General features: G+C 56.9%; 20 protein-coding genes. 8 read left to right on the top strand and 12 right to left on the bottom strand.

What is annotated here, in order from left to right; translation table 11 throughout:
- Window positions 1–26 precede the first annotated feature (26 nt).
- The 6 genes from ypfH to dapA form a co-directional block, all read right to left on the bottom strand.
- Window positions 27–722, bottom strand: a complete 696-nt coding sequence (ypfH, locus tag ACMGGE_RS00615; protein WP_420293241.1) for an esterase — start codon at window positions 720–722, stop codon at window positions 27–29.
- Window positions 723–795: 73 nt separating this feature from the next.
- On the bottom strand, window positions 796–2742 hold the full coding sequence (locus ACMGGE_RS00610; protein ID WP_420293240.1) for a tRNA(Met) cytidine acetyltransferase TmcA: 1947 nt from the start codon (window positions 2740–2742) through the stop codon (window positions 796–798).
- Window positions 2742–3611 (bottom strand): neutral zinc metallopeptidase, encoded by an 870-nt coding sequence (locus tag ACMGGE_RS00605; RefSeq protein ID WP_028016137.1) that lies wholly within the window; start codon window positions 3609–3611, stop codon window positions 2742–2744. Before ACMGGE_RS00605 ends, ACMGGE_RS00610 begins: the two co-directional genes overlap by 1 nt.
- A 120-nt stretch (window positions 3612–3731) precedes the next feature.
- Window positions 3732–4445 (bottom strand): phosphoribosylaminoimidazolesuccinocarboxamide synthase, encoded by a 714-nt coding sequence (gene purC / locus ACMGGE_RS00600; protein WP_008501631.1) that lies wholly within the window; start codon window positions 4443–4445, stop codon window positions 3732–3734.
- Between the two features lie 109 nt (window positions 4446–4554).
- Complete coding sequence (gene bamC, locus ACMGGE_RS00595) at window positions 4555–5589, bottom strand: outer membrane protein assembly factor BamC (protein ID WP_048029613.1); 1035 nt, start codon at window positions 5587–5589, stop codon at window positions 4555–4557.
- Between the two features lie 16 nt (window positions 5590–5605).
- On the bottom strand, window positions 5606–6484 hold the full coding sequence (dapA, locus tag ACMGGE_RS00590; RefSeq protein WP_008501633.1) for a 4-hydroxy-tetrahydrodipicolinate synthase: 879 nt from the start codon (window positions 6482–6484) through the stop codon (window positions 5606–5608).
- A gap of 145 nt (window positions 6485–6629) precedes the next feature.
- Here dapA and ACMGGE_RS00585 point away from each other — a divergent pair, with 145 nt between their 5' ends.
- Together ACMGGE_RS00585 and bcp are read left to right on the top strand one after the other, a co-directional pair.
- Window positions 6630–7199, top strand: a complete 570-nt coding sequence (locus tag ACMGGE_RS00585) for a glycine cleavage system transcriptional repressor (protein ID WP_023325845.1) — start codon at window positions 6630–6632, stop codon at window positions 7197–7199.
- Window positions 7199–7669: a thioredoxin-dependent thiol peroxidase gene (gene bcp / locus ACMGGE_RS00580; RefSeq protein WP_008501635.1), complete on the top strand. Its 471-nt coding sequence runs from the start codon at window positions 7199–7201 to the stop codon at window positions 7667–7669. Before ACMGGE_RS00585 ends, bcp begins: the two co-directional genes overlap by 1 nt.
- Before the next feature lie 83 nt (window positions 7670–7752).
- Here bcp and ACMGGE_RS00575 read toward each other — a convergent pair whose 3' ends face one another.
- Complete coding sequence (locus ACMGGE_RS00575; RefSeq protein ID WP_045908583.1) at window positions 7753–8817, bottom strand: AI-2E family transporter; 1065 nt, start codon at window positions 8815–8817, stop codon at window positions 7753–7755.
- 221 nt (window positions 8818–9038) lie between these two features.
- On the opposite strand from ACMGGE_RS00575, the gene bepA reads away from it, so the two are divergent.
- Window positions 9039–10502 carry a beta-barrel assembly-enhancing protease gene (gene bepA, locus ACMGGE_RS00570; protein WP_045908582.1) on the top strand — a complete coding sequence of 488 codons (1464 nt, stop codon included), beginning with the start codon at window positions 9039–9041 and terminating at the stop codon, window positions 10500–10502.
- A gap of 18 nt (window positions 10503–10520) precedes the next feature.
- Window positions 10521–10877: an arsenate reductase (glutaredoxin) gene (gene arsC, locus ACMGGE_RS00565; RefSeq protein ID WP_032675303.1), complete on the top strand. Its 357-nt coding sequence runs from the start codon at window positions 10521–10523 to the stop codon at window positions 10875–10877.
- An 84-nt stretch (window positions 10878–10961) separates the two neighbouring features.
- On the opposite strand, the gene ACMGGE_RS00560 is transcribed toward arsC, so the two are convergent.
- From ACMGGE_RS00560 to ACMGGE_RS00545, 4 genes are all read right to left on the bottom strand, one after another.
- A complete protein-coding gene (locus tag ACMGGE_RS00560) occupies window positions 10962–11663 on the bottom strand; it encodes a DnaA inactivator Hda (RefSeq protein WP_213014348.1) in 702 nt (233 codons plus the stop codon).
- A 95-nt stretch (window positions 11664–11758) separates the two neighbouring features.
- Window positions 11759–13048, bottom strand: coding sequence for a uracil permease (uraA, locus tag ACMGGE_RS00555; RefSeq protein WP_032675304.1), 1290 nt, complete (start codon window positions 13046–13048; stop codon window positions 11759–11761).
- A gap of 86 nt (window positions 13049–13134) precedes the next feature.
- Window positions 13135–13761, bottom strand: coding sequence for a uracil phosphoribosyltransferase (gene upp, locus ACMGGE_RS00550; RefSeq protein WP_008501641.1), 627 nt, complete (start codon window positions 13759–13761; stop codon window positions 13135–13137).
- A 215-nt stretch (window positions 13762–13976) separates the two neighbouring features.
- Window positions 13977–15407: a 6-phospho-beta-glucosidase gene (locus ACMGGE_RS00545; protein WP_420293239.1), complete on the bottom strand. Its 1431-nt coding sequence runs from the start codon at window positions 15405–15407 to the stop codon at window positions 13977–13979.
- A gap of 266 nt (window positions 15408–15673) precedes the next feature.
- On the opposite strand from ACMGGE_RS00545, the gene purM reads away from it, so the two are divergent.
- The 4 genes from purM (at window position 15674) to ppx (ending at window position 21180) form a co-directional block, all read left to right on the top strand.
- Window positions 15674–16711, top strand: coding sequence for a phosphoribosylformylglycinamidine cyclo-ligase (gene purM / locus ACMGGE_RS00540; RefSeq protein ID WP_420293238.1), 1038 nt, complete (start codon window positions 15674–15676; stop codon window positions 16709–16711).
- Window positions 16708–17349 carry a phosphoribosylglycinamide formyltransferase gene (purN, locus tag ACMGGE_RS00535; RefSeq protein WP_063622240.1) on the top strand — a complete coding sequence of 214 codons (642 nt, stop codon included), beginning with the start codon at window positions 16708–16710 and terminating at the stop codon, window positions 17347–17349. The genes purM and purN overlap by 4 nt, the downstream gene beginning before the upstream one ends.
- A 228-nt stretch (window positions 17350–17577) precedes the next feature.
- Window positions 17578–19638 carry a polyphosphate kinase 1 gene (gene ppk1, locus ACMGGE_RS00530; protein WP_048029611.1) on the top strand — a complete coding sequence of 687 codons (2061 nt, stop codon included), beginning with the start codon at window positions 17578–17580 and terminating at the stop codon, window positions 19636–19638.
- A 3-nt stretch (window positions 19639–19641) separates the two neighbouring features.
- A complete protein-coding gene (ppx, locus tag ACMGGE_RS00525) occupies window positions 19642–21180 on the top strand; it encodes an exopolyphosphatase (RefSeq protein ID WP_008501646.1) in 1539 nt (512 codons plus the stop codon).
- Between the two features lie 4 nt (window positions 21181–21184).
- Here the strand turns inward: ppx and ACMGGE_RS00520 are convergent, their stop codons facing one another.
- Window positions 21185–23425 (bottom strand): EAL domain-containing protein, encoded by a 2241-nt coding sequence (locus ACMGGE_RS00520; protein ID WP_420293237.1) that lies wholly within the window; start codon window positions 23423–23425, stop codon window positions 21185–21187.
- Window positions 23426–23570: the final 145 nt, after the last annotated feature.

The following is a 23570-nucleotide window of genomic DNA, read 5'->3' as shown; positions in this document are numbered from 1 at the left end:
CCCTCTCCTGTGGAGAGGGGATAACCTCACATAAACTCAACAATATCATCGTTATCCGGCTTACCGCCGCTGAGCGCTTCATCAAAGTAGTGCTTCGGTACGGTATAGCGTAAACGATCGAGCGCAAACTGCATGCTGCGGTCGTCAATGGCGTGGCCCAGATCGTCAACGATATCCAGCGTCACATCCCCACCTTCCCGAATCAGCGCTTCCTGGGCAGCAACCGCATGCGAGAGTTCAATCACCCGGTCTTCACCGCCGTGGATTAAGTGGATCGTGGTCTGCGTGGTTGCGCTTGTCGGTAACGTCGCAAAACGACCGTTAAACGCGATCACCCGTGACACCAGACCTGGCTGCGACTTTACGCTTTCCAGCGACATGATTGACCCCTGCGAGAAGCCAATCAGCGCGGTCGCATCGGCTCCTACGCCGCTCTGCTGCTGCCAGTAGCGGACGACCTCGATAAAGGTCGGCATGATGGCATCAATGCGCGCCTGACGGTTCTCTTCCGTCACGCCCTGAACCGAGAACCACTGGCGCCCGTTCGGGCCGCATGGCTCTACGCCCCCGATGCTTACAATCAGCGCGTCGGGGAAAACGGGCGCAAACCAGCTGCCAATCTGACCCATATTGACGGCATTATCGCCAACCCCATGAAACAGAAGCAGTAACTGTTTAGCCGGTTTGTCAGGGCTTTGAACAACAAAATGGTCATGTTTCATGGTGGTCTCCTTAATAGATGACCTGGATTCTACGCCTCCCGGCGGGAATGACCATGCCACTTTACTGAAGAAGTCATTGAAAAAATTGCCATTGCAAAATGGCGTCCTTCAACTGCTGGCAGCGGGGATAATCAAGGCTTTCAAGCGCTTGCGCGGTTTCACTGCGCAGCTTGGCCAGCAACGCTTTTCGCCCGACCTCATCCGTTTTCCCTGCCATTTTCCCCCGCAGGGCCGGAAGCGGCATATCAACGGTGAGCAACAACCGCGTCAGGGCGGCAACCGAGGTTGAAAACGCGCGATGGGCAAAAGCAAACCCCGCCAGCTCCCGCCAGTCATCACTATTAAGGGTAGCTTCCCAGCCGTCGTCCACCGGGATCTTTTCACCGTTCCAGGCCGACAGGACGCGCATATCCCGGCACAAACGCTGATGTTCCTGCGCGCACAGCCGATGCCCTGCCTCGCTCAGCGGCAGCAGCGCCATCGCCGTGTAGCAGCCGCTGCTGGCTTCCCGATGGCTCCCCATCCGCACCAGCACAAACCCGCACCGCTGCCAGAAACGCCACAGTTCGTCGGTGTAGCCAAAACTCACCGACAGATAATCTTCCCCGCGGGCGCTACGGATAAGCCGTTGCCCGATGCCTTCCCGCTGGCGCAGGGGGTGAACCGCAATGCGGCTAACCCGTCGCCCTTTCAGCGTTGCCGCGAGTGGCGATCCGCCGTGTGCCGCCAGAGACTGCGCCACGAGATTCCCGCGTGGACGCCGGTATCCCGCCCACACGGCGCGGCTAAGCTCAGGGGACAACCCGCCCTCTTCCACCAGCCAGAGCGCGCCTGCAATCTCTGCCTCCGTCCCGGCAACAGCAAAGTGCTGTCCGGGCGCGTCCATCATCCGGCGTAAATCGAGCGGTGACGTGCGGTAGTGTGCAGCACACAGCAGTTCATAAACGCTTGCCACGCGTGCCGGGTCGCTCTCCCACATCCGCGGCGCCAGCGGCGTTATACGCACATCGCCTTCCGGTTTGCGGTCGATAAGCGCATCATCAAATAACAGAGCATTCGCCACGAACCGCTCAAGCGGACATCCGGCAGCCCAGCGAATGGGGGTCGATAAGGCATAATGCCGCAGTCCGCTAAAACGGGCGCAAAACTTCAGCAGGAAACCCCTGCCCGTCCCTTCATAGCCCTGCACCGTGGTGGTTAACACTACGCGCGGAAAGCGCGTGACCAGCTTCTCCAGCAGCGGGCCCGGGATGGCAGCCGCTTCATCTACAATCAGCCAGTCGGCCTGCAGCGCGGAGGCCAGCAGCGCATCCGGGGCCATAAAGTGAAAATGCTGGCCCGCGAAGCGCGCAATGACATCCGTTGCCCCTTTAGCCGGTGCCGTGACCACCGCACTCCCCTGAATGTTACTGAGCAGCATCCCCGCCAGGGCTGACTTTCCGCGCCCGCGCGGTGCCGTTACCGCGGCAATGCCCGCAGGCATGGTCAGAAGCGCGTCGAGGATCTCCGCCTGCTCGCGCTGCGGTGCGCCGCTGGCAGGCTGCCAGGCGGGTAAATCCGGCGCAACGGGAACGGACAAGGGGCGATGCTGCTGCCAGACAATCGCATCCGGATCGGCGGCAAGCGTCCGGCAGAAGTGGTGCACAAAGTGTGGAGTGGCGATCGGCTCCGCGCTGTCGCTCCAGCGCAAAGAATCGCTGTCTGGCCTGTCGGCCCAGTCAGCAAGCGGAGGGACCAGCAGTACCAGGAGGCTTCCGGCGCGCAGCGTCCCGCTGAGCGCGGCGAAGGCTGAGACGTCAAACCCGGCGCGCGCGTCAAAGACAGCATGCCGATATTCGCGTCCCAGCAATCCGCTGAGGGCTTTAGAGGGATTATCATCCAGCCACAGCCAGTCTCCCGGCAGGGTATTACGCAGGTCAGTCGCCTGACTCAACGTCCACTGCGCCTCGCCGCTGAGCACCACCAGCCGACGATGGCCGGTGCGCTCAAGCTCGCGTATCAGCTGATCAAACGCCAGCATTACATCGCTTTGCCGAAGGTATTACACTGCGCCGGGTCGCCGCTGTCGAAACCGCGTTTAAACCAGCTGTAGCGCTGCTGTGAGGTACCGTGGGTGAAGCTGTCCGGCACGACGCGCCCCTGGCTCTGCTGCTGAAGACGGTCGTCACCGATCGCCTGAGCGGCATTCAGCGCCTCCTCAAGATCGCCGGATTCCAGCACGCCCTGCTGCTGCATGCTGTGGCCCCAGACGCCCGCGAAGCAGTCCGCCTGCAGCTCCATTTTGACGGACAGGCGGTTCACTTCAGCCTGCGACGCATTTTGCTGCAGCTGGCGCACTTTTGGCTCAATCCCCAGCAGCTTTTGCACGTGATGGCCGACTTCATGCGCGATCACATAGCCCTGGGCAAAATCGCCGTCAGCGCCAAGCTTGCGTTTCATGTCATCGTAAAAGGAGAGATCGATATAGACGGTGCCGTCCGCCGGGCAGTAGAACGGCCCCATCACGGACTGTCCGGTGCCGCATCCGGTGCGGGTTGCGCCCCGGTACATCACCAGCTTTGGCTGCTGGTAGGTACGACCCATCTTCTCAAACAGCTGACCCCACGTATCTTCCGTTGTGGCGAGGATCACCGAGGTAAATTTGGCCGCTTCATCTTCATTCGGGCTGATGGAGCGCTGAGAATGCTGCTGCTGTTGCAGCGGCTGACCGGTCATTAACCCGGTGAGATCGACGCCGTAATACCCCGCGACCAGCACCACTATCAGCAGGATAATACCGCCCTTGCCGCTGGGTAAGCGGAAGCCGGGTCCCCCCATGGAAGGACCGCCGCCGCCATCACTGCGTCTGTCTTCTACATTGTCACTTTCACGACGCCCTTGCCAGCGCATAACCACCTCGAACTATTCCATTTATAATAGCTATGATCGTAGGCGGTTAACGACAAGATTACCATAGGAAACAAAGGTAAGACGCCAAAGGATGCGAACATCCTTTGGCAAGTGAGGGAGTTAGTCGAGCTTAACGCCTAAACGGTGAGCAACCGCTTCGTAGGCTTCAATCAGGCCACCCAGACTCTGACGGAAACGGTCTTTGTCCATTTTATCCAGGGTTTCTTTGTCCCACAGGCGGCTGCCGTCCGGTGAGAACTCATCGCCCAGCACCACTTCGCCTTTGAACAGACCAAACTCCAGCTTGAAGTCGACGAGGATCAGGCCCGCGTCATCAAACAATTTTTTCAGCACGTCGTTGGCTTTGTAGGTCAGCTCTTTCATGCGCGCCAGGTTCTCTTTGTTCACCCAGCCGAAGGTTTCGCAGTAGGAATCATTGACCATCGGGTCGTGCATGGCGTCGTTTTTCAGGAACAGATCGAACAACGGTGGATTCAGTTCGATACCTTCTTCAATGCCCAGACGCTTCACCAGGGAGCCCGCCGCACGGTTACGAATAACGCACTCAACCGGAACCATATCCAGTTTTTTCACCAGACATTCCGTATCGGACAGCAACGCTTCCATCTGAGTCGGGATACCCGCTTCGGCCAGTTTGGTCATAATGAAGTGGTTGAACTTGTTGTTCACCATGCCTTTACGATCGAACTGCTCAATGCGTGCGCCATCCCCTGCTGACGTATCATTGCGGAACTCGAGCACCAACAGATCCGGGTTTTCCGTGCTGTATACGGTCTTCGCTTTGCCACGATACAACTCAGCTTGCTTCTGCATCTTCATTACTCCTGGTGTGATGATTTGTGTTCAAAACTGGGGATATTATGCCACGCACACGTTTGCGTAGCACGAAAATAAAAAGGGCTGGATTCACCAGCCCTCGTATTTATTTGCTGAATGCTGCCTGGAAGACAGCGACCAGCGCATCGTTCTGCGACTGGGTCAGCGTGTGACCTTTTGGATCGATAAACTGCAGGCTACTGCGGTTATCAAGGTCACCGACCTGAATTTTGTAGTCACCGGAGGCAAGCTGAGGATCTTTCGCACCCAGTTCCTGCCACGCGCTGTCGGAGAGCGGCTTATAGGTTGCCGTCATGCTGCCGGTTGAGCGGGTGCTGTCAGTGACTTTCATGCCCACTTTTTCCAGCGTCGCTGGCAGACGCTGCCAGGTCTGGTTAAACGGTGCGCGCACCACCAGCATTGGCAGGCCGGTATCATCCGCGCCGCTCTGGACATCGAAGGTTACACCGTTGCGGCTCTGCGCGGCGTTGGCGGCATCGGTCGCGGTTTTATCCAGACCTGCGGCAATCACGTTCAGCATTTCGGTGCTGTAACGCTGCAGGGACGAGGCATCCGCAACCGGTTTACCCGCCTGCTCCAGGTTCAACAGCTTAACGTTGACCGCCTGCTGGTAACCCTGTGGTTTTACGGAGACTTGATAGCGACCGCGGTACTGCTGATCTTCATCCAGACGGTTCCATTCGATCCAGTCGGTGGTTAACGTCTGGCTGGCGTCATCGCGTTTATCGATGGTGTAGTTCTTCGACTGAATGACGCTGACAACCTGTGGCCACAGCGTGCTACCGCGCGCGCTCTCAACCATCAGAGACGCGGTATCACCGGTGAACTGGGTACGCGCCCCGTTAACCAGCGCCAGAGGCTGTGCTGGTGGACGAATATCAAGCGCTTTACCGACCAGGCCGCTGCCGTTGGTCACGGGAATATTATAATCGCCGTTCTGAATCGGCAGGATCATACCAGCCGGTGCGTGAAGTTCAGCAAGCGGGGTCGCATCCAGATAGGATTCATCACCGCTCACCTGGCGCTTGTAGCGCGAGTCTGAACTACAGGCAGCGAGCAGCATAACAAGCGAAACACTCGCAACCTTCGCCAGGCGCGACTTCTGTACTGAATAAGCCATCAAATCTCCCTAAACTCTACAGCAAACCGGCATGCTTCAGCGCTGCCCTGACGATATCACGACCGTGGTCGGTAATCGGTGTCATTGGCAGACGCAGCGTGTCGGTTGCTACAAGCCCCAACTCCTTACATGCCCATTTCACTGGGATCGGATTGGGTTCGACAAATAATTTATTGTGCAGCGGCATCAGACGCTGATTGATGACACGCGCTTCATCAAAGTGACCGGCCGCGGCCAGTTTGCACATTTCAGCCATGTCGCGCGCCGCAACGTTTGCCGTTACGGAGATCACGCCATGACCACCGAGCTGCATAAAGTCCAGCGCGGTCGCATCATCACCGCTCAACAGGATAAAGTCGTCTGAAACCAGCTCTTTGATCTGATGAACGCGGCTTAAGTTCCCTGTCGCCTCTTTAATACCGATAATATTTTTTACTTCCGAGAGACGGCCAACGGTTTCCGGCAGCATATCGCAACCAGTACGGGACGGCACATTATACAGAATTTGTGGCAAGTCAGTATGTTCAGCGATGGCTTTGAAGTGCTGGAACAAACCTTCCTGAGTGGGACGGTTGTAGTAAGGGGTCACCGTCAGACAGCCGACAATGCCGCTGTCGTTAAAACGTTTAGTCAGGCTGATCGCTTCTGCGGTGGCATTCGCGCCTGTGCCCGCGATGACCGGAATACGTCCGTCAGCCAGTTCCAGGGTCAGCATAACCACATCGCCGTGCTCGTCGTGGCTCAGCGTTGCAGATTCACCGGTAGTCCCTACCGAAACGATCGCCGAGGTTCCATTGGCGACATGGTAATCAATCAGCTTCTTCATGCTAGACCGGCAGACGTTACCTTTTTCATCCATCGGTGTTACAAGCGCGACAATACTTCCCGTGAACATGAGCCATCCTCTGTGCGAACAAGAGTCTCAATGGTACGTTTGGAACTGTAATAAAAGCAAGCGACCTGAGGCCCTCAGGCGGTTGTATGCATGTTTTTTTTATGCTTTCCTTAGGAAGACTTAACCATGCAAAGGAAGAACAGGTTTGACAACCTCATCACAACATTACCTGGTTATCACTGCGCTGGGTGCCGACAGGCCGGGTATCGTGAACACCATCACCCGCCACGTAAGCAGCTGCGGCTGTAATATCGAAGACAGCCGTCTGGCCATGCTCGGCGAAGAGTTCACATTCATTATGTTGCTTTCCGGGACATGGAACGCCATCACGTTGATTGAATCGACCCTGCCGCTGAAAGGCGCCGAGCTGGACTTGCTGATCGTCATGAAGCGCACCACCGCGCGACCGCGTCCGGCTATGCCTTCTACCGTCTGGGTGCAGGTTGAAGTGCCTGATTCTCCGCATCTGATTGAGCGCTTCACCGCGCTGTTTGACAGCCATCAGATGAACATCGCCGAGCTCGTTTCCCGCACACAGCCGGGGGACGCAAGCACGGTTCCCACGCTCTTTATTCAAATTACCGCGCACAGTCCTGCATCACAGGATGCGTCAAATATCGAGCAAGCGTTCAAAGCCCTCTGTACAGAATTAAACGCGCAGGGCAGTATAAGCGTCGTCAATTATTCGCAGCACGAACAGGATGGAGTTGAGTAATGAATCCACTGAAAGCCGGTGACATCGCACCGAAATTTAGCTTACCGGATCAAGACGGCGAGCAAGTAAATTTGACCGACTTCCAGGGACAGCGTGTTCTGGTCTATTTCTACCCGAAAGCCATGACCCCCGGCTGCACCGTACAGGCCTGCGGCTTACGCGACAACATGGATGAGTTGAAGAAAGTCGGCGTGGAAGTGCTGGGTATCAGCACCGATAAACCAGAAAAGCTGTCACGATTTGCTGAAAAAGAGCTGCTGAACTTCACGCTGCTTTCTGATGAAGATCATCAGGTTTGCGAGCAGTTCGGCGTCTGGGGCGAGAAGACGTTTATGGGTAAAACCTACGACGGCATTCACCGCATCAGCTTCCTGATTGACGCTGACGGTAAAGTTGAACACGTGTTTGACGACTTTAAAACCAGCAACCACCACGACGTGGTGTTGAACTGGCTGAAAGAAAGTGCCTGAAAGTGAGTGTCGGGTGGCGGCTTCGCCTTACCCGACCTACAAGGATAAGTCGGCCGGGTAAGCGCAACGCCACCCGGCAAAACTTACTGCTCTTCTACCGCCGGCACATCCGGCCACGCGTGGACGACCGCTTTAATCAGCGTTGCCAGCGGAATGGCGAAGAACACGCCCCAGAATCCCCACAGCCCGCCGAAAATCACCACCGATAAGATAATCACCAGCGGATGCAGGTTTACCGCTTCGGAGAACAGCACCGGTACCAGCAGGTTACCGTCCAGCCCCTGAATAATCAGGTACACCGCGAAACAACTCCAGAACTCGGTCCCCAGCCCAAACTGGAACAACGCCACGCCAACCACCGGAATGGTCACCACAAACGCGCCGATATACGGGATCAGGACCGATAACCCCACCAGCACCGCCAGCAGCAGCGAGTAGTTCAGGCCGAAAATCAGGAAGCCAATCCAGGTGGCGACCCCCACGACAATCATCTCCAGCACCTTGCCGCGAATGTAGTTGGTGATCTGCTGGTTCATCTCTTCCCAGACCTGCCCCGCCAGCCCGCGGTTGCGCGGCAGAATACGGCGCACGGCGTTAAGCATCTGGTCTTTATCTTTCACCAGGAAGAAGACCATCAGCGGCACCAGCACAAGGTAGACCGCCAGTGTCAGCAGTCCGACCAGGGACGCCAGCGAGTACTTCACCACCGAATCGCCCATCGTCATGATGCGGGCGCGCATGTTTTCGGCCATCGCGTCGATAATCCCGGCATCCATCAGCGCAGGATAACGGCGCGGTAGCGTGGCGGCGAAATCAGACAGTTTGTTCAACATGCCGGGCATATCGCGGATCAGGTTGATTCCCTGTTGCCAGGCAACCGGCATCACCACAAAGGCCATCAGCAGCAGGATGCCAACAAACAGCACCAGCACGATGCTGGTCGCCCAGCGGCGGGAACAGCCGATATGTTCCAGGCGCGCCGTGGGCCACTCCAGCAGGTACGCCAGCACAATCGCCACCAGCAGAGGGGCGAGCAGACCGCTAAAGAAGAACAGGATACCGAACCCGGCAACCAGAATAACCAACAAAGCAATGGCTTCCGGGTCGCTGAAGCGACGCCGGTACCACTGCATTAACATTTCGAGCATACAACCCTTCCCTGAATCGAATGGCGGGAGTGAGACGGTGAATTGTATCTAACTGTCACAAAAAAGACTTTCGCTTTTTGTATCCCGATCGCAATCCGCAAAAGCCTGATGAATGGGATTTTCTTCATGCTACAACACGGCTACACTCGCAGGGCAGCAGAGATGAACGATATGCCGGTTCATCGGTCAAATTAGCACATCCAACATACAGGACAGTGGTTATGTTCAGGCAATTGAGAAAAACACTGGTTGCAACACTGATTGCCGCGGTGACGGTCGGTCAGGTGTTGCCCGCTTTTGCTGACTCGTCCGATACATTGCCGGACATGGGCACCACAGCAGGAAGCACGCTCTCTATTGGGCAAGAGATGCAAATGGGGGATTACTATGTTCGCCAGCTGCGCGGCAGCGCCCCGCTGATTAACGACCCTTTGCTGGTACAGTACATAAACGGGTTGGGAATGCGTCTGGTGGCGCACGCCGATTCGGTCAGAACCCCCTTCCATTTCTATTTAATTAATAACGACGAAATCAACGCCTTCGCCTTCTTTGGCGGTAACGTGGTGCTGCATTCGGCGTTATTCCGTTACTCAGACAACGAAAGCCAGCTGGCCTCGGTGATGGCGCACGAAATTTCGCACGTCACGCAGCGTCACCTGGCGCGTGCGATGGAAGACCAGAAACGTAACGCTCCCCTTACCTGGGTAGGCGCACTGGGATCGATTCTGCTGGCGATGGCCAGCCCGCAGGCCGGGATGGCAGCGCTGACCGGTACGCTGGCAGGAACGCGCCAGGGGATGATCAGCTTTACCCAGCAGAACGAGCAGGAAGCAGACCGCATCGGCATTCAGGTGTTACAGCGTTCAGGCTTTGACCCGCAGGCCATGCCGAGCTTCCTCGAAAAACTGCTCGATCAAGCGCGTTATTCTTCCCGTCCACCGGAAATTTTGCTCACGCACCCGCTGCCTGAAAGCCGTCTGTCGGACGCGCGTAACCGTGCCAACCAGATGCGCCCGGTCGTGGTCCAGTCTTCGCAGGATTTCTACATGGCGAAGGTGAGAACGCTGGGGATGTACAATTCCGGGCGTAACCAGCTCACCAGCGACCTGCTGGATACCCTGGCGAAAGGCAACGTGCGCGAGAAGAACGCCGCGCAGTATGGTCAGGCGCTCCAGGCGATGGAAGCCAGCAAATACGACGAGGCGCGTAAGGCGCTGCAGCCGCTTCTGGCTGCCGACCCAAACAACCCGTGGTACCTCGATCTGTCAACGGATATCGATCTGGGGCAGAAGAAGCCTGCCGATGCGATTAACCGCCTGAAAGGGGCAAAAGACGTCCGTACCAACCCGGTGCTGCAGCTTAACCTGGCGAATGCTTACTTGCAGGGCGGCCAGCCGGGTGAAGCGGCGACCATCCTGAACCGCTACACCTTTAATAATAAAGACGATCAAAACGGCTGGGATCTGCTCGCTCAGGCGGAAGCCCAGCTCGGCAACCGCGATCAGGAGCTGGCGGCACGCGCAGAAGGCTTTGCCTTGGTGGGGCGCCTCGATCAGGCCATTTCCGCGCTCAGTAGCGCCAGCTCGCAGGTCAAACTCGGCAGCCTCCAGCAGGCCCGATACGACGCGCGTATCGATCAGCTTCGCGGCCTGCAGCAGCGCTTCAAGCCGTACGAGAAGATGTAATCAAGGAGAATTCACGTCATGACAGACGCCGTAAAAATTTACCACAACCCGCGCTGCTCCAAGAGCCGCGATACCCTGAGCCTGCTGAAGTCTAACGGCGTGGAGCCGGAGGTGGTGCTGTACCTCGACACCCCACCGGACGCGCAGACCCTCCGCCAACTGCTGCATATGCTGGGCATGGGCAGTGCGCGAGATCTGATGCGCAAGAAAGAAGATCTGTATACGTCGCTTAACCTGGATGACAGCCGTCTCTCCGAGGCTCAGCTGATACAGGCGATGGTTGAAAATCCAAAGCTGATTGAGCGCCCGATTGTCGTGGCGAACGGCCAGGCGCGCATTGGACGCCCGCCGGAAGACGTGCTCGAGATCCTCTGATGGTTTCGCCCGGTGGCGCTGCGCTTAGCGGGCCTACGGGTGCCATATGTAGGCCGGGTAAGGCGCAGCCGCCACCCGGCACAACTATAGCTTCAGAATATCTTTCACAAACGGAATGGTCAGCTTGCGCTGGGCGGTAATGGAGGCGCGATCGAGCTGATCCAGCGTGTCAAACAGCGTACGCATTTCGCGATCCAGCCGCTTCAGCAGGAAACGGCCCACGTCTTCCGGCAGCTCAAAGCCGCGCTGCTTTGCGCGCAGCTGTAGCGCCTGAAGCTTATCTTCGTCCGACAGCGGCTGAAGCTTATAGATTTGGCCCCAGTCCAGGCGAGACGCCAGATCCGGCAGTCCCAGATTCAGCTGGCGAGGCGGACGATCGCCGGTGATCAGCAGCCGGGTTTTGCCCGATTCCAGAATGCGGTTGTAGAGGTTAAAGATCGCCATTTCCCACGGCTCATCCCCCGCCACGCATTCGATGTTATCGATGCAGACCAGGGAGAGATGTTCCATCCCCTCAAGCACGTCAGGGACAAACCAGGTTCGTTTATCCAGCGGCACATAGCCTACCGCATCACCGCGCGCAGAGAGCTCCGCGCAGGCGGCATGCAGCAGGTGGCTGCGCCCCGCGCCTTCGCGTGACCAGATATAGATGTATCCGCTGTGTTCCTGACGCAGCACGTTTTGCAGTGCAGCCAGTAAAGAGGGGTTATCACCCGGCCAGAAACTCGCAAACGTTTCGTCGTCAGGGAGATAGAGTGGCAGAGAGAGCTGTGCCGGTCCGTTCAGAAGTACCTCAACCAGATCTGACATAAAATCGGCATGGAGTTTAACACGGAACCTGCAAGGAGAGAACCGGGCGGATCGTCCGCCCGGTTATAGGATCAGTGTGACGCTTTTTCGTTTTCGTCAGCGTCCAGCACCACCTCTTCCGGACGGATCACGGAGATCAGCTTGAAAATCAGGCTCAGGCCCACGCCGACGATGGTTGCCAGCGCCATGCCTTTCAGCTCGGCCGCGCCGATGTGCACCTTCGCGCCGCTCACGCCGATAATCAGGATCACCGACGTCAGGATCAGGTTCTGCGCCTTGCTGTAATCCACTTTAGATTCAATCAGCACGCGAATACCGGAGGCACCAATTACCCCGTACAGCAGCAGAGACACGCCGCCCATCACCGGAACCGGGATGATCTGAATCGCTGCCGCCAGCTTGCCGACGCAGGAGAGCAGAATGGCGATGATCGCCGCGCCGCCGATAACCCAGGTGCTGTAAACGCGGGTAATCGCCATCACGCCGATGTTTTCACCGTAGGTGGTGTTTGGCGTAGACCCAAAGAAACCGGAGATGATGGTGGAGAAACCGTTCGCAAACATGGAGCGGTGCAGGCCCGGATCGCGGATTAAATCGCGCTTAACGATGTTCGCCGTTACCACCAGGTGGCCGACGTGCTCCGCAATCACCACCAGCGCCGCAGGCAGAATGGTGAAGATCGCAAACCATTCGAAGCGCGGCGTGTAGAAGGTTGGCAGCGCGAACCAGTGCGCCTCGGCAATCGGGGTGGTATCCACCACGCCCATCACGAAGGAGAGCGCATAGCCTGCCAGCACGCCGATCAGGATCGGGATAATCGCCATAAAGCCGCGGAACAGCACGGAGCCAAACACCGTTACGCCCAGCGTCACCAGCGAGATGATAATGGTTTTGGAATCCGGTGACTGGCCGTCCGCAGGCAGCAGACCGGCCATATTCGCCGCCACGCCCGCCAGTTCGAGACCGATGACGGCCACGATAGCACCCATCGCCGCTGGTGGGAACATCACGTCCAGCCAGCCGGTCCCGGCTTTCTTCACGATGAAGGAGACCAGGCAGAACAGTACGCCACACATGATAAAGCCGCCCAGCGCGACCTCATAACCCAGCGGCAGCAACAATAACACCGGAGAGATAAAGGCAAAGCTTGACCCGAGATACGCCGGGATTTTGCCTTTACAGATGAAGAGGTACAGCAGCGTACCGATGCCGTTGAACAGCAGCACGGTAGCCGGGTTAATGTGGAACAGGATTGGCACCAGCACGGTTGCGCCAAACATGGCGAACAGGTGCTGCAAACTAAGCGGGATAGTCTGTAAAAGCGGCGGTCTTTCACTCACCCCGATAGCACGGCGCGTCATAGTGTTTTCCTCTGAGTAGTATCGTTGTTGGTGTTTTATTCAAAAAAAAGCCGACTATCAAAGTCGGCTTATTTATCGTTATTCGATTATTTCGTACCAAAGATCTTATCGCCGGCATCGCCGAGCCCCGGGATGATGTACCCGTGCTCGTTCAGGCCCTGGTCGATAGAGGCGGTATACAGCTCAACGTCCGGGTGCGCTTTTTCCAGCGCCGCGATCCCTTCCGGTGCCGCAACCAGCACCAGCACTTTAATGCTGCTGCAGCCCGCTTTTTTCAGCAGGTCGATAGTGGCAATCATTGAACCGCCGGTTGCCAGCATCGGGTCAACCACCAGCGCCATACGCTCGTCGATGTTGGACACCAGCTTCTGGAAATAAGGAACTGGCTCGAGGGTTTCTTCGTTACGGTAGATCCCCACCACGCTGATGCGCGCGCTTGGCACGTGCTCCAGCACGCCTTCCATCATGCCGAGACCGGCACGCAGGATAGGCACGACGGTAATTTTCTTACCTTTGATCTGCTCAACCTGTACCGGACCGTTCCAGCCTTCGATGGTGACTTTTTCCGTTTCCAGATCAGAGGTCGCTTCGTAGGTCAGCAGGCTGCCGACTTCAGAGGCCAGTTCGCGAAAACGCTTCGTGCTGATGTCATGCTCACGCATCAGGCCCAACTTGTGTTTAACGAGTGGGTGTTTCACTTCCACAATCTTCATTCTCTTTCTCCTCTGAATGGCATCCGCAAAAAAATCGCGGGATTATACCGCTTTTTTCGGATTAGGCCATACCCATGTTGCTTGATGTACATCAATCAAAAACAAAAAAGCCAGAGGCTGGGCTCCGGCTTGGGTGCGGGGTTCTGCCGGGTGGCGCTAACGCTTACCCGGCCTACACATCCCGTAGGCCCGGTAAGCGCAGCGCCACCGGGCAATTATAGCTGCTCCCCGTTGCTCGCGATCACCTGCTTATACCAGTCGAACGATTTCTTCTTGCTGCGGTTCAGCGTGCCGTTGCCTTCATTGTCTTTATCGACAAAGATAAAGCCGTAGCGTTTTTTCATTTCACCGGTACCGGCAGACACCAGGTCGATACAGCCCCACGGGGTATAGCCCATCAGGTCTACGCCATCTTCCACCACCGCTTTTTTCATCTCGCGGATGTGGGCGGCCAGGTAGTCAATGCGGTACTGGTCGTTCACCGTGCCGTCGCTCTCCTGCACGTCGATTGCGCCAAAACCGTTCTCAACGATAAACAGCGGCAGCTGGTAGTGATCCCAGAACCAGTTGAGGGAGTAGCGCAGCCCCACCGGGTCAATCTGCCACCCCCAGTCGGATTTCTGCACGTACGGGTTGGAGACCAGGCTCTTGCTTTCGTCATAGTCCAACTGCGGGTTGTCCGCCGTCGCCTTGGTGGCGAAGGACATATAATAGCTAAACCCGATGTAATCCACGCAGCCCTGCGTCAGCGCGGCTTTATCTTCTTCGGTGATATCCAGCGTGAAGCCGCGACGCGCAAAGTAGTTGAGCAGATGCTGCGGGTACTTGCCGCGCACGTGCACGTCGGTGAACCAGTAGCGGCGGTGCATGGCGTTCATCGCCATCATCATGTCGTCCGGCGCGCAGGTCAGCGGGTAGATTGGGCACATGGCAATCATGCAGCCGATCTGCAGGGACGGGTTAATCTCGCGCCCCGCCTTCACCGCCAGCGCGCTGGCCACCAGCTCATAGTGTGCGGCCTGGAACATCACCGGCTCACGGTCTTCGCCCGGCGCGTACTTCAGCCCGGAGTTGGTGAACGGCGCAAAGTCTTCATGGAAGTTGGCCTGGTTGTTGATCTCGTTAAAGGTCATCCAGTACTTCACTTTATGCTGATAGCGCTGGAAAACCACTTTTGCAAAACGAACGAAGAAGTCGATCAGCTTACGGTTGCGCCAGCCGCCGTATTCGGTGACCAGGTGGAAAGGCATCTCGAAGTGAGAGAGGGTAATAACCGGTTCGATACCGTACTTCAGGCACTCGTCGAACAGGTCGTCATAGAATTTTAGGCCAGCCTCGTTCGGCTCAAGCTCGTCCCCTTTCGGGAAAATGCGCGTCCAGGCGATAGAGGTGCGGAAGCATTTGAACCCCATCTCGGCAAAGAGTTTGATGTCTTCTTTATAGCGGTGGTAGAAATCGATGGCATCATGGTTAGGGTAATTTTTCCCCGGTAGCACGCCGTTGGTGATTTCACGCGGCACGCCGTGCGCGCCCGCAGTCATAACGTCGGCTACGCTTACGCCTTTACCCCCTTCTTTCCAGCCGCCTTCCAGCTGGTGCGCCGCAACCGCACCGCCCCACAGAAAATCTGCTTTAAATCCTGACATTCGCTTTCCCTCATTCTGCGTTATTTTCTGCAAAAACAATTACAGAAACCGGTTTCAGTTGAATGATGTGCAAAGCCGTTTCGGGTTGCAAGGAGAATACCGAAACCGGTTTCATTTTCGTGAACAGACGCAAGTTTGGGCGCACTGGCAGGCTGCGCGTAAAAAAAGATCCTCTCGCCGAGAATAGGCTCGCAAACGTTTGCCTGGACTGTTAGAATTGCGCCGATTTTTCTTACTAGCTATGCAATCGCGTGGGGATTTAAGCCGTGACCAACAAAACTTCTCTCAGCTACAAAGATGCCGGTGTTGATATTGACGCAGGTAATGCGCTGGTTGACCGAATCAAAGGTGTGGTGAAAAAAACCCGCCGCCCGGAAGTGATGGGTGGTCTGGGTGGATTCGGCGCACTGTGCGCGCTGCCGCAAAAATATCGTGAACCTGTTCTGGTCTCGGGAACTGACGGTGTAGGCACCAAACTGCGCCTGGCGATGGATTTAAAACGTCACGACACGATCGGTATCGATCTGGTCGCGATGTGCGTGAATGACCTGGTGGTTCAGGGCGCAGAGCCGCTGTTCTTCCTCGATTACTACGCGACCGGCAAACTGGACGTGGATACCGCGGCAAGCGTCATTAATGGTATCGCCGAAGGGTGCCTGCAGTCTGGCTGTGCGCTGGTCGGCGGTGAAACCGCGGAAATGCCGGGCATGTATCACGGCGAAGATTATGACGTCGCAGGCTTCTGCGTCGGCGTAGTAGAAAAATCAGAAATTATTGACGGCAGCAAAGTGGCGGATGGCGATGTGCTGATCGCGCTGGCCTCCAGTGGCCCGCACTCCAACGGCTACTCCCTGGTGCGTAAAATCCTCAAGGTGAGCGGTTGCGACCCAGAGACGACCGAGCTTGAAGGGAAACCGCTGGCTGACCATCTGCTGGCCCCAACCCGCATCTACGTGAAGAACGTGCTGGAACTGATCGAGAACGTCGACGTGCACGCCATTGCCCACCTGACCGGTGGTGGCTTCTGGGAAAACATCCCGCGCGTGCTGCCGGACAACACCCAGGCGGTGATCGACGAGTCCTCATGGCAGTGGCCAGCGGTCTTTAACTGGCTGCAGACCGCAGGCAACGTGAGCTCTCACGAAATGTACCGCACCTTTAACTGCGGCGTGGGCATGGTTATCGCCCTGCCGGCAAGCGAAGCGGATAAAGCGGTCAAGCTGCTGACCGAAAAAGGTGAAAACGCGTGGAAAATCGGTACGATTAAAGCCTCCGATTCCGAACAGCGTGTGGTCATTGAATGAAAAACATCGTGGTGCTCATTTCCGGCAACGGAAGTAATTTGCAGGCCATCATAGACGCCTGCAAGCAGAAGAAAATCAACGGCACCATTCGGGCAGTATTCAGCAACAAGGCCGACGCGTTCGGCCTTGAGCGCGCGCGGGAAGCGAACATACCCGCGCACGCGCTGGAAGCCAGCCAGTTCGCCGGGCGTGAAGCCTTTGACCGCGAGCTGGTTCAGGAGATTGATGCCTACGCGCCGGACGTCGTGGTGCTGGCGGGCTATATGCGCATTCTGAGCCCGGCCTTTGTCGCGCACTACGCCGGACGTTTGCTGAATATTCACCCTTCTCTTCTGCCGAAATATCCCGGCCTGCACACCCATCGTCAGGTTCTGGAAAACGGCGATGAGGAGCACGGCACCTCCGTGCATTTCGTGACCGACGAGCTGGATGGCGGTCCGGTGATCCTGCAGGCCAAAGTCCCGGTCTTTGAAGGCGACAGCGAAGAAGACGTGACCGAACGCGTGCAGACCCAGGAGCATGCCATTTACCCACTGGTGGTAAGCTGGTTTGTCGACGGGCGTCTTGAAATGCGCGACGGCGTAGCCTGGCTGGATGGCGTGAAGTTACCCCCGCAGGGTCATGCTGCCGAAGAGTAGTCTGTTTGAATTGCCCGGCGGCGCTTCGCTTGCACGGGCCTACGGTCTCGTAGGTCGTGGGAAGCGAAGCGCCACCCGCCCCCTCTCCCCCAACCCTCTAAATTCCCCAACAAAAAAAATAACTGTCATACTTTTCTGGCACTGTTGGACATATCGTGGAAATGCTCGCCATAATAAGGACGAGACGGATTTACCACGTCCTGTGATTGAACTGGAGTGTGAGCTGTAATGGGTCAGGAAAAGTTATATATCGAGAAAGAGCTAAGCTGGTTAGCATTTAACGAACGTGTACTCCAGGAAGCGGCTGACAAAAGTAACCCGCTGATCGAACGCATGCGTTTTTTGGGCATCTATTCCAACAACCTGGATGAGTTCTACAAGGTTCGCTTTGCCGAGCTAAAGAGACGCATCATCATCAGCGAAGAACAGGGCCTAAACTCGCACTCGCGGCACCTGCTGGGCAAAATCCAGTCCCGCGTGTTGAAAGCCGATCAGGAATTTGACGGCCTGTATAACGAACTGCTGCTGGAGATGGCGCGTAATCAAATCTTCCTGATTAACGAACGTCAGCTTTCCGTTAACCAACAAAACTGGCTGCGCCACTATTTTAAACAGTACCTGCGCCAGCACATTACCCCGATTCTCATCAACCGCGAAACCGATCTGGTGCAGTTCCTGAAAGATGACTACACCTATCTGGCTGTGGAAATTATCCGCGGTGAATCTATCCGTTACGCGCTGCTGGAGATCCCGTCCGACAAAGTGCCGCGCTTTGTGAACCTGCCGCCGGAAACCCCGCGCAGACGCAAGCCGATGATCCTGCTCGATAATATCCTGCGCTACTGTCTGGACGACATCTTCAAAGGCTTCTTCGATTACGATGCGTTAAACGCCTACTCGATGAAGATGACCCGTGACGCCGAATATGACCTGGTGCACGAGATGGAAGCCAGCCTGATGGAGCTGATGTCCTCCAGCCTGAAACAGCGCCTGACGGCCGAGCCGGTGCGCTTTGTTTATCAGCGCGATATGCCGGACGCCATGGTGGAGATGCTGCGCGAGAAGCTGACCATTTCGCGCTATGACTCCATCGTGCCGGGTGGCCGTTACCACAACTTTAAAGACTTTATCGGTTTCCCGAACGTCGGCAAAGCCAATCTGGTGAACAAGCCGCTGCCGCGCCTGCGCCATCTCTGGTTCGATAAATTCCGCAACGGTTTTGACGCCATCCGCGAACGCGATGTCCTGCTCTACTATCCGTATCACACCTTTGAACACGTGCTGGAACTGCTGCGTCAGGCCTCGTTCGATCCGAGCGTGCTGGCGATCAAAATTAACATCTACCGCGTGGCAAAAGATTCCCGCATCATCGATGCGATGATCCACGCGGCGCACAACGCCAAAAAAGTGACCGTGGTGGTGGAGCTGCAGGCGCGCTTCGACGAAGAGGCGAACATTCACTGGGCGCGTCGTCTGACGGAAGCCGGTGTACACGTCATCTTCTCCGCGCCGGGGCTGAAAATTCACGCCAAGCTGTTCCTGATCTCCCGTAAAGAGGGCGACGAGGTGGTGCGCTACGCCCACATCGGTACCGGGAACTTTAACGAGAAAACGGCGCGAATCTATACCGACTACTCGCTGCTGACCGCCGATGCCCGCATCACCAACGAGGTGCGCCGGGTCTTTAACTTTATTGAGAACCCGTACCGTCCGGTAAGCTTCGACTATCTGCTGGTCTCGCCGCAGAACTCGCGCCGTCTGTTGTACGATATGATCGATAAAGAGATCGCCAATGCCCAGAAAGGGCTGTCGTCCGGCATCACGCTGAAGCTCAACAACCTGGTGGACAAAGGGCTGGTAGACAGGCTGTACGCCGCGTCCAGCTCCGGCGTACCGGTTAACCTGCTGATCCGCGGCATGTGCTCGCTGATCCCGGAACTGGAAGGCATCAGCGACAATATTCGCGTGATCAGCATTGTTGACCGCTACCTGGAACACGATCGGGTCTATATTTTCGATAATGCGGGTGATAAACAGGTCTATCTCTCTTCGGCAGACTGGATGACGCGCAATATTGACTACCGAATTGAAGTCGCGGCACCGCTGCTGGATCCGCGCCTGAAGCAGCAGATCCTCGACATCATCGAGATTCTGTTCAGCGATACCGTGAAAGCACGCTATATCGACAAAGAACTCAGTAACCGCTATGTACCGCGCGGCAACCGCCGCAAAGTGCGGTCGCAACTGGCGATTTACGACTATATCAAATCACTCGAGCAACCCGATTAACCTATGCCGATAAATGATAAGACCCCACGCCCGCAGGAATTCGCCGCGGTCGATCTAGGCTCTAACAGTTTCCATATGGTCATCGCCCGTGAGGTGGATGGCGCGCTGCAGATCATTGGTCGTCTGAAGCAGCGCGTGCACCTGGCGGATGGCCTTGATGAACGCAGCATGCTCAGCGAAGAGGCAATGGAGCGTGGGTTAAACTGCCTGTCGCTGTTTGCTGAACGCCTGCAGGGCTTCTCGCCCTCCAGCGTCTGCATTGTGGGCACCCACACCCTGCGCCAGGCGCTGAACGCGCCAGAGTTTCTCAAGCGGGCCGAAAAGGTGATCCCCTACCCGATTGAGATCATCTCCGGTAACGAGGAAGCGCGTCTGATTTTCATGGGCGTCGAACACACCCAGCCGGAAAAAGGGCGCAAGCTGGTAATCGACATCGGCGGCGGTTCTACGGAGCTGGTAATCGGCGAAGACTTTGAGCCTCGCCTGGTGGAAAGCCGCCGTATGGGCTGCGTCAGTTTCGCGCAGATGTATTTCCCGGGGGGCACCATCACCCGCGAGAACTTCCAGCGTGCGCGTATGGCGGCTGTCCAGAAACTGGAAAACCTGGCCTGGCAGTACCGTATTCAGGGCTGGAACGTGGCGCTGGGCGCGTCAGGCACCATCAAAGCGGCGCATGAGGTGCTGCTGGCAATGGGTGAAAAAGACGGGTTCATCACGCCCGAACGCCTGACGCTGCTGACCGACGAAGTGCTGAAGCATAAAAGTTTTGACGCCTTAAGCCTGCCGGGTCTTTCCGACGAGCGTAAGGCGGTCTTCGTGCCGGGGCTGGCCATCCTCTGCGGCGTGTTTGATGCCCTCGCCATTAAAGAGCTGCGCCTTTCCGATGGCGCGCTGCGCGAAGGCGTGCTGTACGAAATGGAAGGCCGTTTCCGCCATCAGGATATTCGCAGCCGCACCGCGCAAAGCCTGGCTAACCAGTACAACATCGACCGCGAGCAGGCGAAGCGCGTGCTGGACACCACGGTGCAGATGTACGAGCAGTGGGAAGAGCAGAATCCGAAGCTCGCGCACCCGCAGCTTGCCGCGCTGTTAAAATGGGCCGCGATGCTCCATGAGGTGGGGCTGAACATCAACCATAGCGGGATGCACCGCCATTCGGCCTATATTCTGCAAAACAGCGATCTGCCTGGCTTCAACCAGGAGCAGCAAACCATGATGGCGACCCTGGTGCGGTATCACCGCAAAGCCATCAAGCTCGACGACCTGCCGCGCTTCACGCTGTTCAAGAAAAAGCAGTTCCTGCCGCTCATTCAGCTGCTGCGTCTTGGCGTGCTGCTCAATAACCAGCGTCAGGCGACCACCACGCCGCCCACGCTGAAGCTTAAAACCGACGACCATCACTGGACGCTGAGCTTCCCGCACGACTGGTTCAGCCAGAATGCGCTGGTCCTGCTGGACCTGGAAAAAGAGCAACAGTACTGGGAAGCGGTCACCGGCTGGCTGCTCAAAATTGAAGAAGAGAGCGCTGACGTCGCCGCGTAACGGTTCAGGCGTCCGCGCAGGACGCCTCTGTTTCCAGCAGTGATTCCAGCGGCGCTGGCCTGCCAATCAGATAGCCCTGCACATAATCGATGCCTAGCGCGTGAACCGCGCTACGTATCTCCTCGGTCTCGACATACTCTGCCACCACCAGCATCTTCTTCATGCGCGCCAGATGGCAGATAGACGCCACGATCTGATAATCCAGGCTGTTGTTGACGATATTGCGGATAAAGCTGCCGTCGATCTTGAGAATGTCGGCATCCACGCTTTTCAGCCGCGCATAGCTTGCATAGCCGGTCCCGAAATCATCAATCGCAATGCGTACCCCCATTTTCTGCAACTGCTGGAGGATGTGTAGCGCCTGCTCCCCGCTGCCGAAGGTGCTGCACTCCGTCACCTCAAAAATCAGCTGCCACGGCTCAATGGCGTATTTCGCCAGCAGGCGACTCACCTCAAGCGGGAACGGCACCCGGCATACGGTTGAGGGGGCCAGATTAATGGCAAAACGCTGGCCGGGCAGGCTCTCGCGATGCGCGGCCAGGAAGCGCAGCGTATGCTCAAGCACCCACAGGTCCACCCGGGAGGACAAACCAAACTCCTGCGCGACAGGCAGGAACTGGTCGGGAGAGATCAATAGCCCGTTTGTATCCGGCATCCGCAGCAGGACTTCGTGATAGCGATCGCCACGCAGGCCGCGAACGGGTTGAACCAGCAGGGTGAATTCGTCGTTCTCGAGCGCCTTTTGCAGTCGGCTCATCATCGCGACTTTATCCTTCAGGCTGCGCTGCAAATGGACGGCACCACGCTGCTGAAGATTTTCCGGATGGTTTGAGGAGAGTGACAGATCGGCCACCACCCCCAGCTCACCCAGCACCAGATAAAGATGGTTAACCGGGGACCGGACATAGCAGTAGCTTACACCCACCTGCGGCTGCAGCGGCATGCCGTCCCAGACAAAGCGGAACTGCTTGATATGCTCGTCCAGGGTTTCAATTCGCTGCTGGTGCGATTCCGCGTTGAGCCGCACCGCCATGTCATACCCGGTGAGGTGATACACCTGCTCGTTGGGCTGGAGGGTACCGTTTACCCACTGCGCCAGCTGCTGTTTGTACAAAATACGCAACAGCACGCCGTAATTTCGGCCCAGAATTTCCAGCTCCGGAATGCGCAGCAGGCAGAGCGCCGACCACGGATTCTTCGCCAGATCGCGCGACAGCGCCCGCAGGTTAGGCATATGGACGACCGGGTCGAGCAGCGCCAGCCTGCGGGAGCGTTTATTCACGGCGCGCTGGCGAGTCGCCAGCATCGACATATAAATCACCACAAACGAGAAGACCAGGTAACTGGACGAGGTGATCGCCAGCTGAATGTCATACCCCTGGTTCAGCGGGATATAGTGATAATAGTAGTGAATTGACACCAGCAGCACCGGCGTCCAGATCAGCGATATCAGCTTATAGCCGAAACGCATCGCGCCCCAGAGCATCACCGGCATCAGCAGCGACAGGGTATAGTTTGTGGTGAATATGGAGCTGTTTTCATTCATCGGGAGCAGCAGCAGCGTAAGCAGCCCGCCTAGCGCAATCGCCCACAGCACAAACTCAGCGATCGTCACCTTTTTGTCTACCTGGGCACGGATCTGCGAGAAAAGACTTTTGATATAGCGCGGATGACGAATCAGGCGGATCAGCAGATAACTCAGCGGCACGCCCGTCAGCCCGCTGACCAGCAGCGCCTGGTAGTTGATGAGCGTACGAATGTTAAGAGGGTTTAATCCCGCAAGGCTCTGGCGGCTCTCATACACGCCCAGATACACGGCAAACTGAAACAGCACCAGAAACAGCGTCGCGGGGCAGAAGGCCTGCCAGAAGATGCGCTGCGCCATCAAGCGGATGTCGCCGTACGCCGTCATATTGCGTCTGGGCGCAAACACCCGGTAGCCGCCCCAGCTGAGCACTAAAGGGACGATAAAATGGAGCACACCGGCAACCGTTTCAAACATCCCGACCGACGGGTAATAGCGGATAAACAGGGATAATACGATCCCGGGCAGCGCTTCCAGGCCAAAGAACATCATCAGCGAAAGCAAAAATGAGAGCGGTAAATAATAGAGTGCCACAATGCCGTCGCCCAGCTGCGTAAACGTATTCGCAACGCTCAGCGCGGGGAGTAAAACCACAGGTAAAATAAGCGGCAATGCCCACCAGCGGTTTGCATTGTTTTTCAGGAAAGCGAGAATAGTCATAGATGCCCGGTTAAACCCCTATCGCTCCAGAGGGAAATAAAGACAGGCATCCAACCTGACGTACGCGCCGCCCGGCAGCATGTCGGGCGAACAGTGTGGAGGAAGGATTTTAAATATCAGGGCCGGGAATCCGTTGACATAAATC

The sequence above is a fragment of the Enterobacter sp. BNK-22 genome (assembly GCF_048684805.1).
GTDB lineage: Bacteria > Pseudomonadota > Gammaproteobacteria > Enterobacterales > Enterobacteriaceae > Enterobacter > Enterobacter quasiroggenkampii.
This window is presented reverse-complemented; position numbering and strand designations above follow the sequence as displayed.

Bases quoted from the DNA above. Each gene is read 5' to 3' on its own strand.
- ypfH (WP_420293241.1), bottom strand. From the start codon at position 722: ATGAAACATGACCATTTTGTTGTTCAAAGCCCTGACAAACCGGCTAAA.
- ACMGGE_RS00610 (WP_420293240.1), bottom strand. From the start codon at position 2,742: ATGCTGGCGTTTGATCAGCTGATACGCGAGCTTGAGCGCACCGGCCAT.
- ACMGGE_RS00605 (WP_028016137.1), bottom strand. From the start codon at position 3,611: ATGCGCTGGCAAGGGCGTCGTGAAAGTGACAATGTAGAAGACAGACGC.
- purC (WP_008501631.1), bottom strand. From the start codon at position 4,445: ATGCAGAAGCAAGCTGAGTTGTATCGTGGCAAAGCGAAGACCGTATAC.
- bamC (WP_048029613.1), bottom strand. From the start codon at position 5,589: ATGGCTTATTCAGTACAGAAGTCGCGCCTGGCGAAGGTTGCGAGTGTT.
- dapA (WP_008501633.1), bottom strand. From the start codon at position 6,484: ATGTTCACGGGAAGTATTGTCGCGCTTGTAACACCGATGGATGAAAAA.
- bcp (WP_008501635.1), top strand. From the start codon at position 7,199: ATGAATCCACTGAAAGCCGGTGACATCGCACCGAAATTTAGCTTACCG.
- ACMGGE_RS00575 (WP_045908583.1), bottom strand. From the start codon at position 8,817: ATGCTCGAAATGTTAATGCAGTGGTACCGGCGTCGCTTCAGCGACCCG.
- bepA (WP_045908582.1), top strand. From the start codon at position 9,039: ATGTTCAGGCAATTGAGAAAAACACTGGTTGCAACACTGATTGCCGCG.
- arsC (WP_032675303.1), top strand. From the start codon at position 10,521: ATGACAGACGCCGTAAAAATTTACCACAACCCGCGCTGCTCCAAGAGC.
- uraA (WP_032675304.1), bottom strand. From the start codon at position 13,048: ATGACGCGCCGTGCTATCGGGGTGAGTGAAAGACCGCCGCTTTTACAG.
- upp (WP_008501641.1), bottom strand. From the start codon at position 13,761: ATGAAGATTGTGGAAGTGAAACACCCACTCGTTAAACACAAGTTGGGC.
- ACMGGE_RS00545 (WP_420293239.1), bottom strand. From the start codon at position 15,407: ATGTCAGGATTTAAAGCAGATTTTCTGTGGGGCGGTGCGGTTGCGGCG.
- purN (WP_063622240.1), top strand. From the start codon at position 16,708: ATGAAAAACATCGTGGTGCTCATTTCCGGCAACGGAAGTAATTTGCAG.
- ppk1 (WP_048029611.1), top strand. From the start codon at position 17,578: ATGGGTCAGGAAAAGTTATATATCGAGAAAGAGCTAAGCTGGTTAGCA.
- ppx (WP_008501646.1), top strand. From the start codon at position 19,642: ATGCCGATAAATGATAAGACCCCACGCCCGCAGGAATTCGCCGCGGTC.
- ACMGGE_RS00520 (WP_420293237.1), bottom strand. From the start codon at position 23,425: ATGACTATTCTCGCTTTCCTGAAAAACAATGCAAACCGCTGGTGGGCA.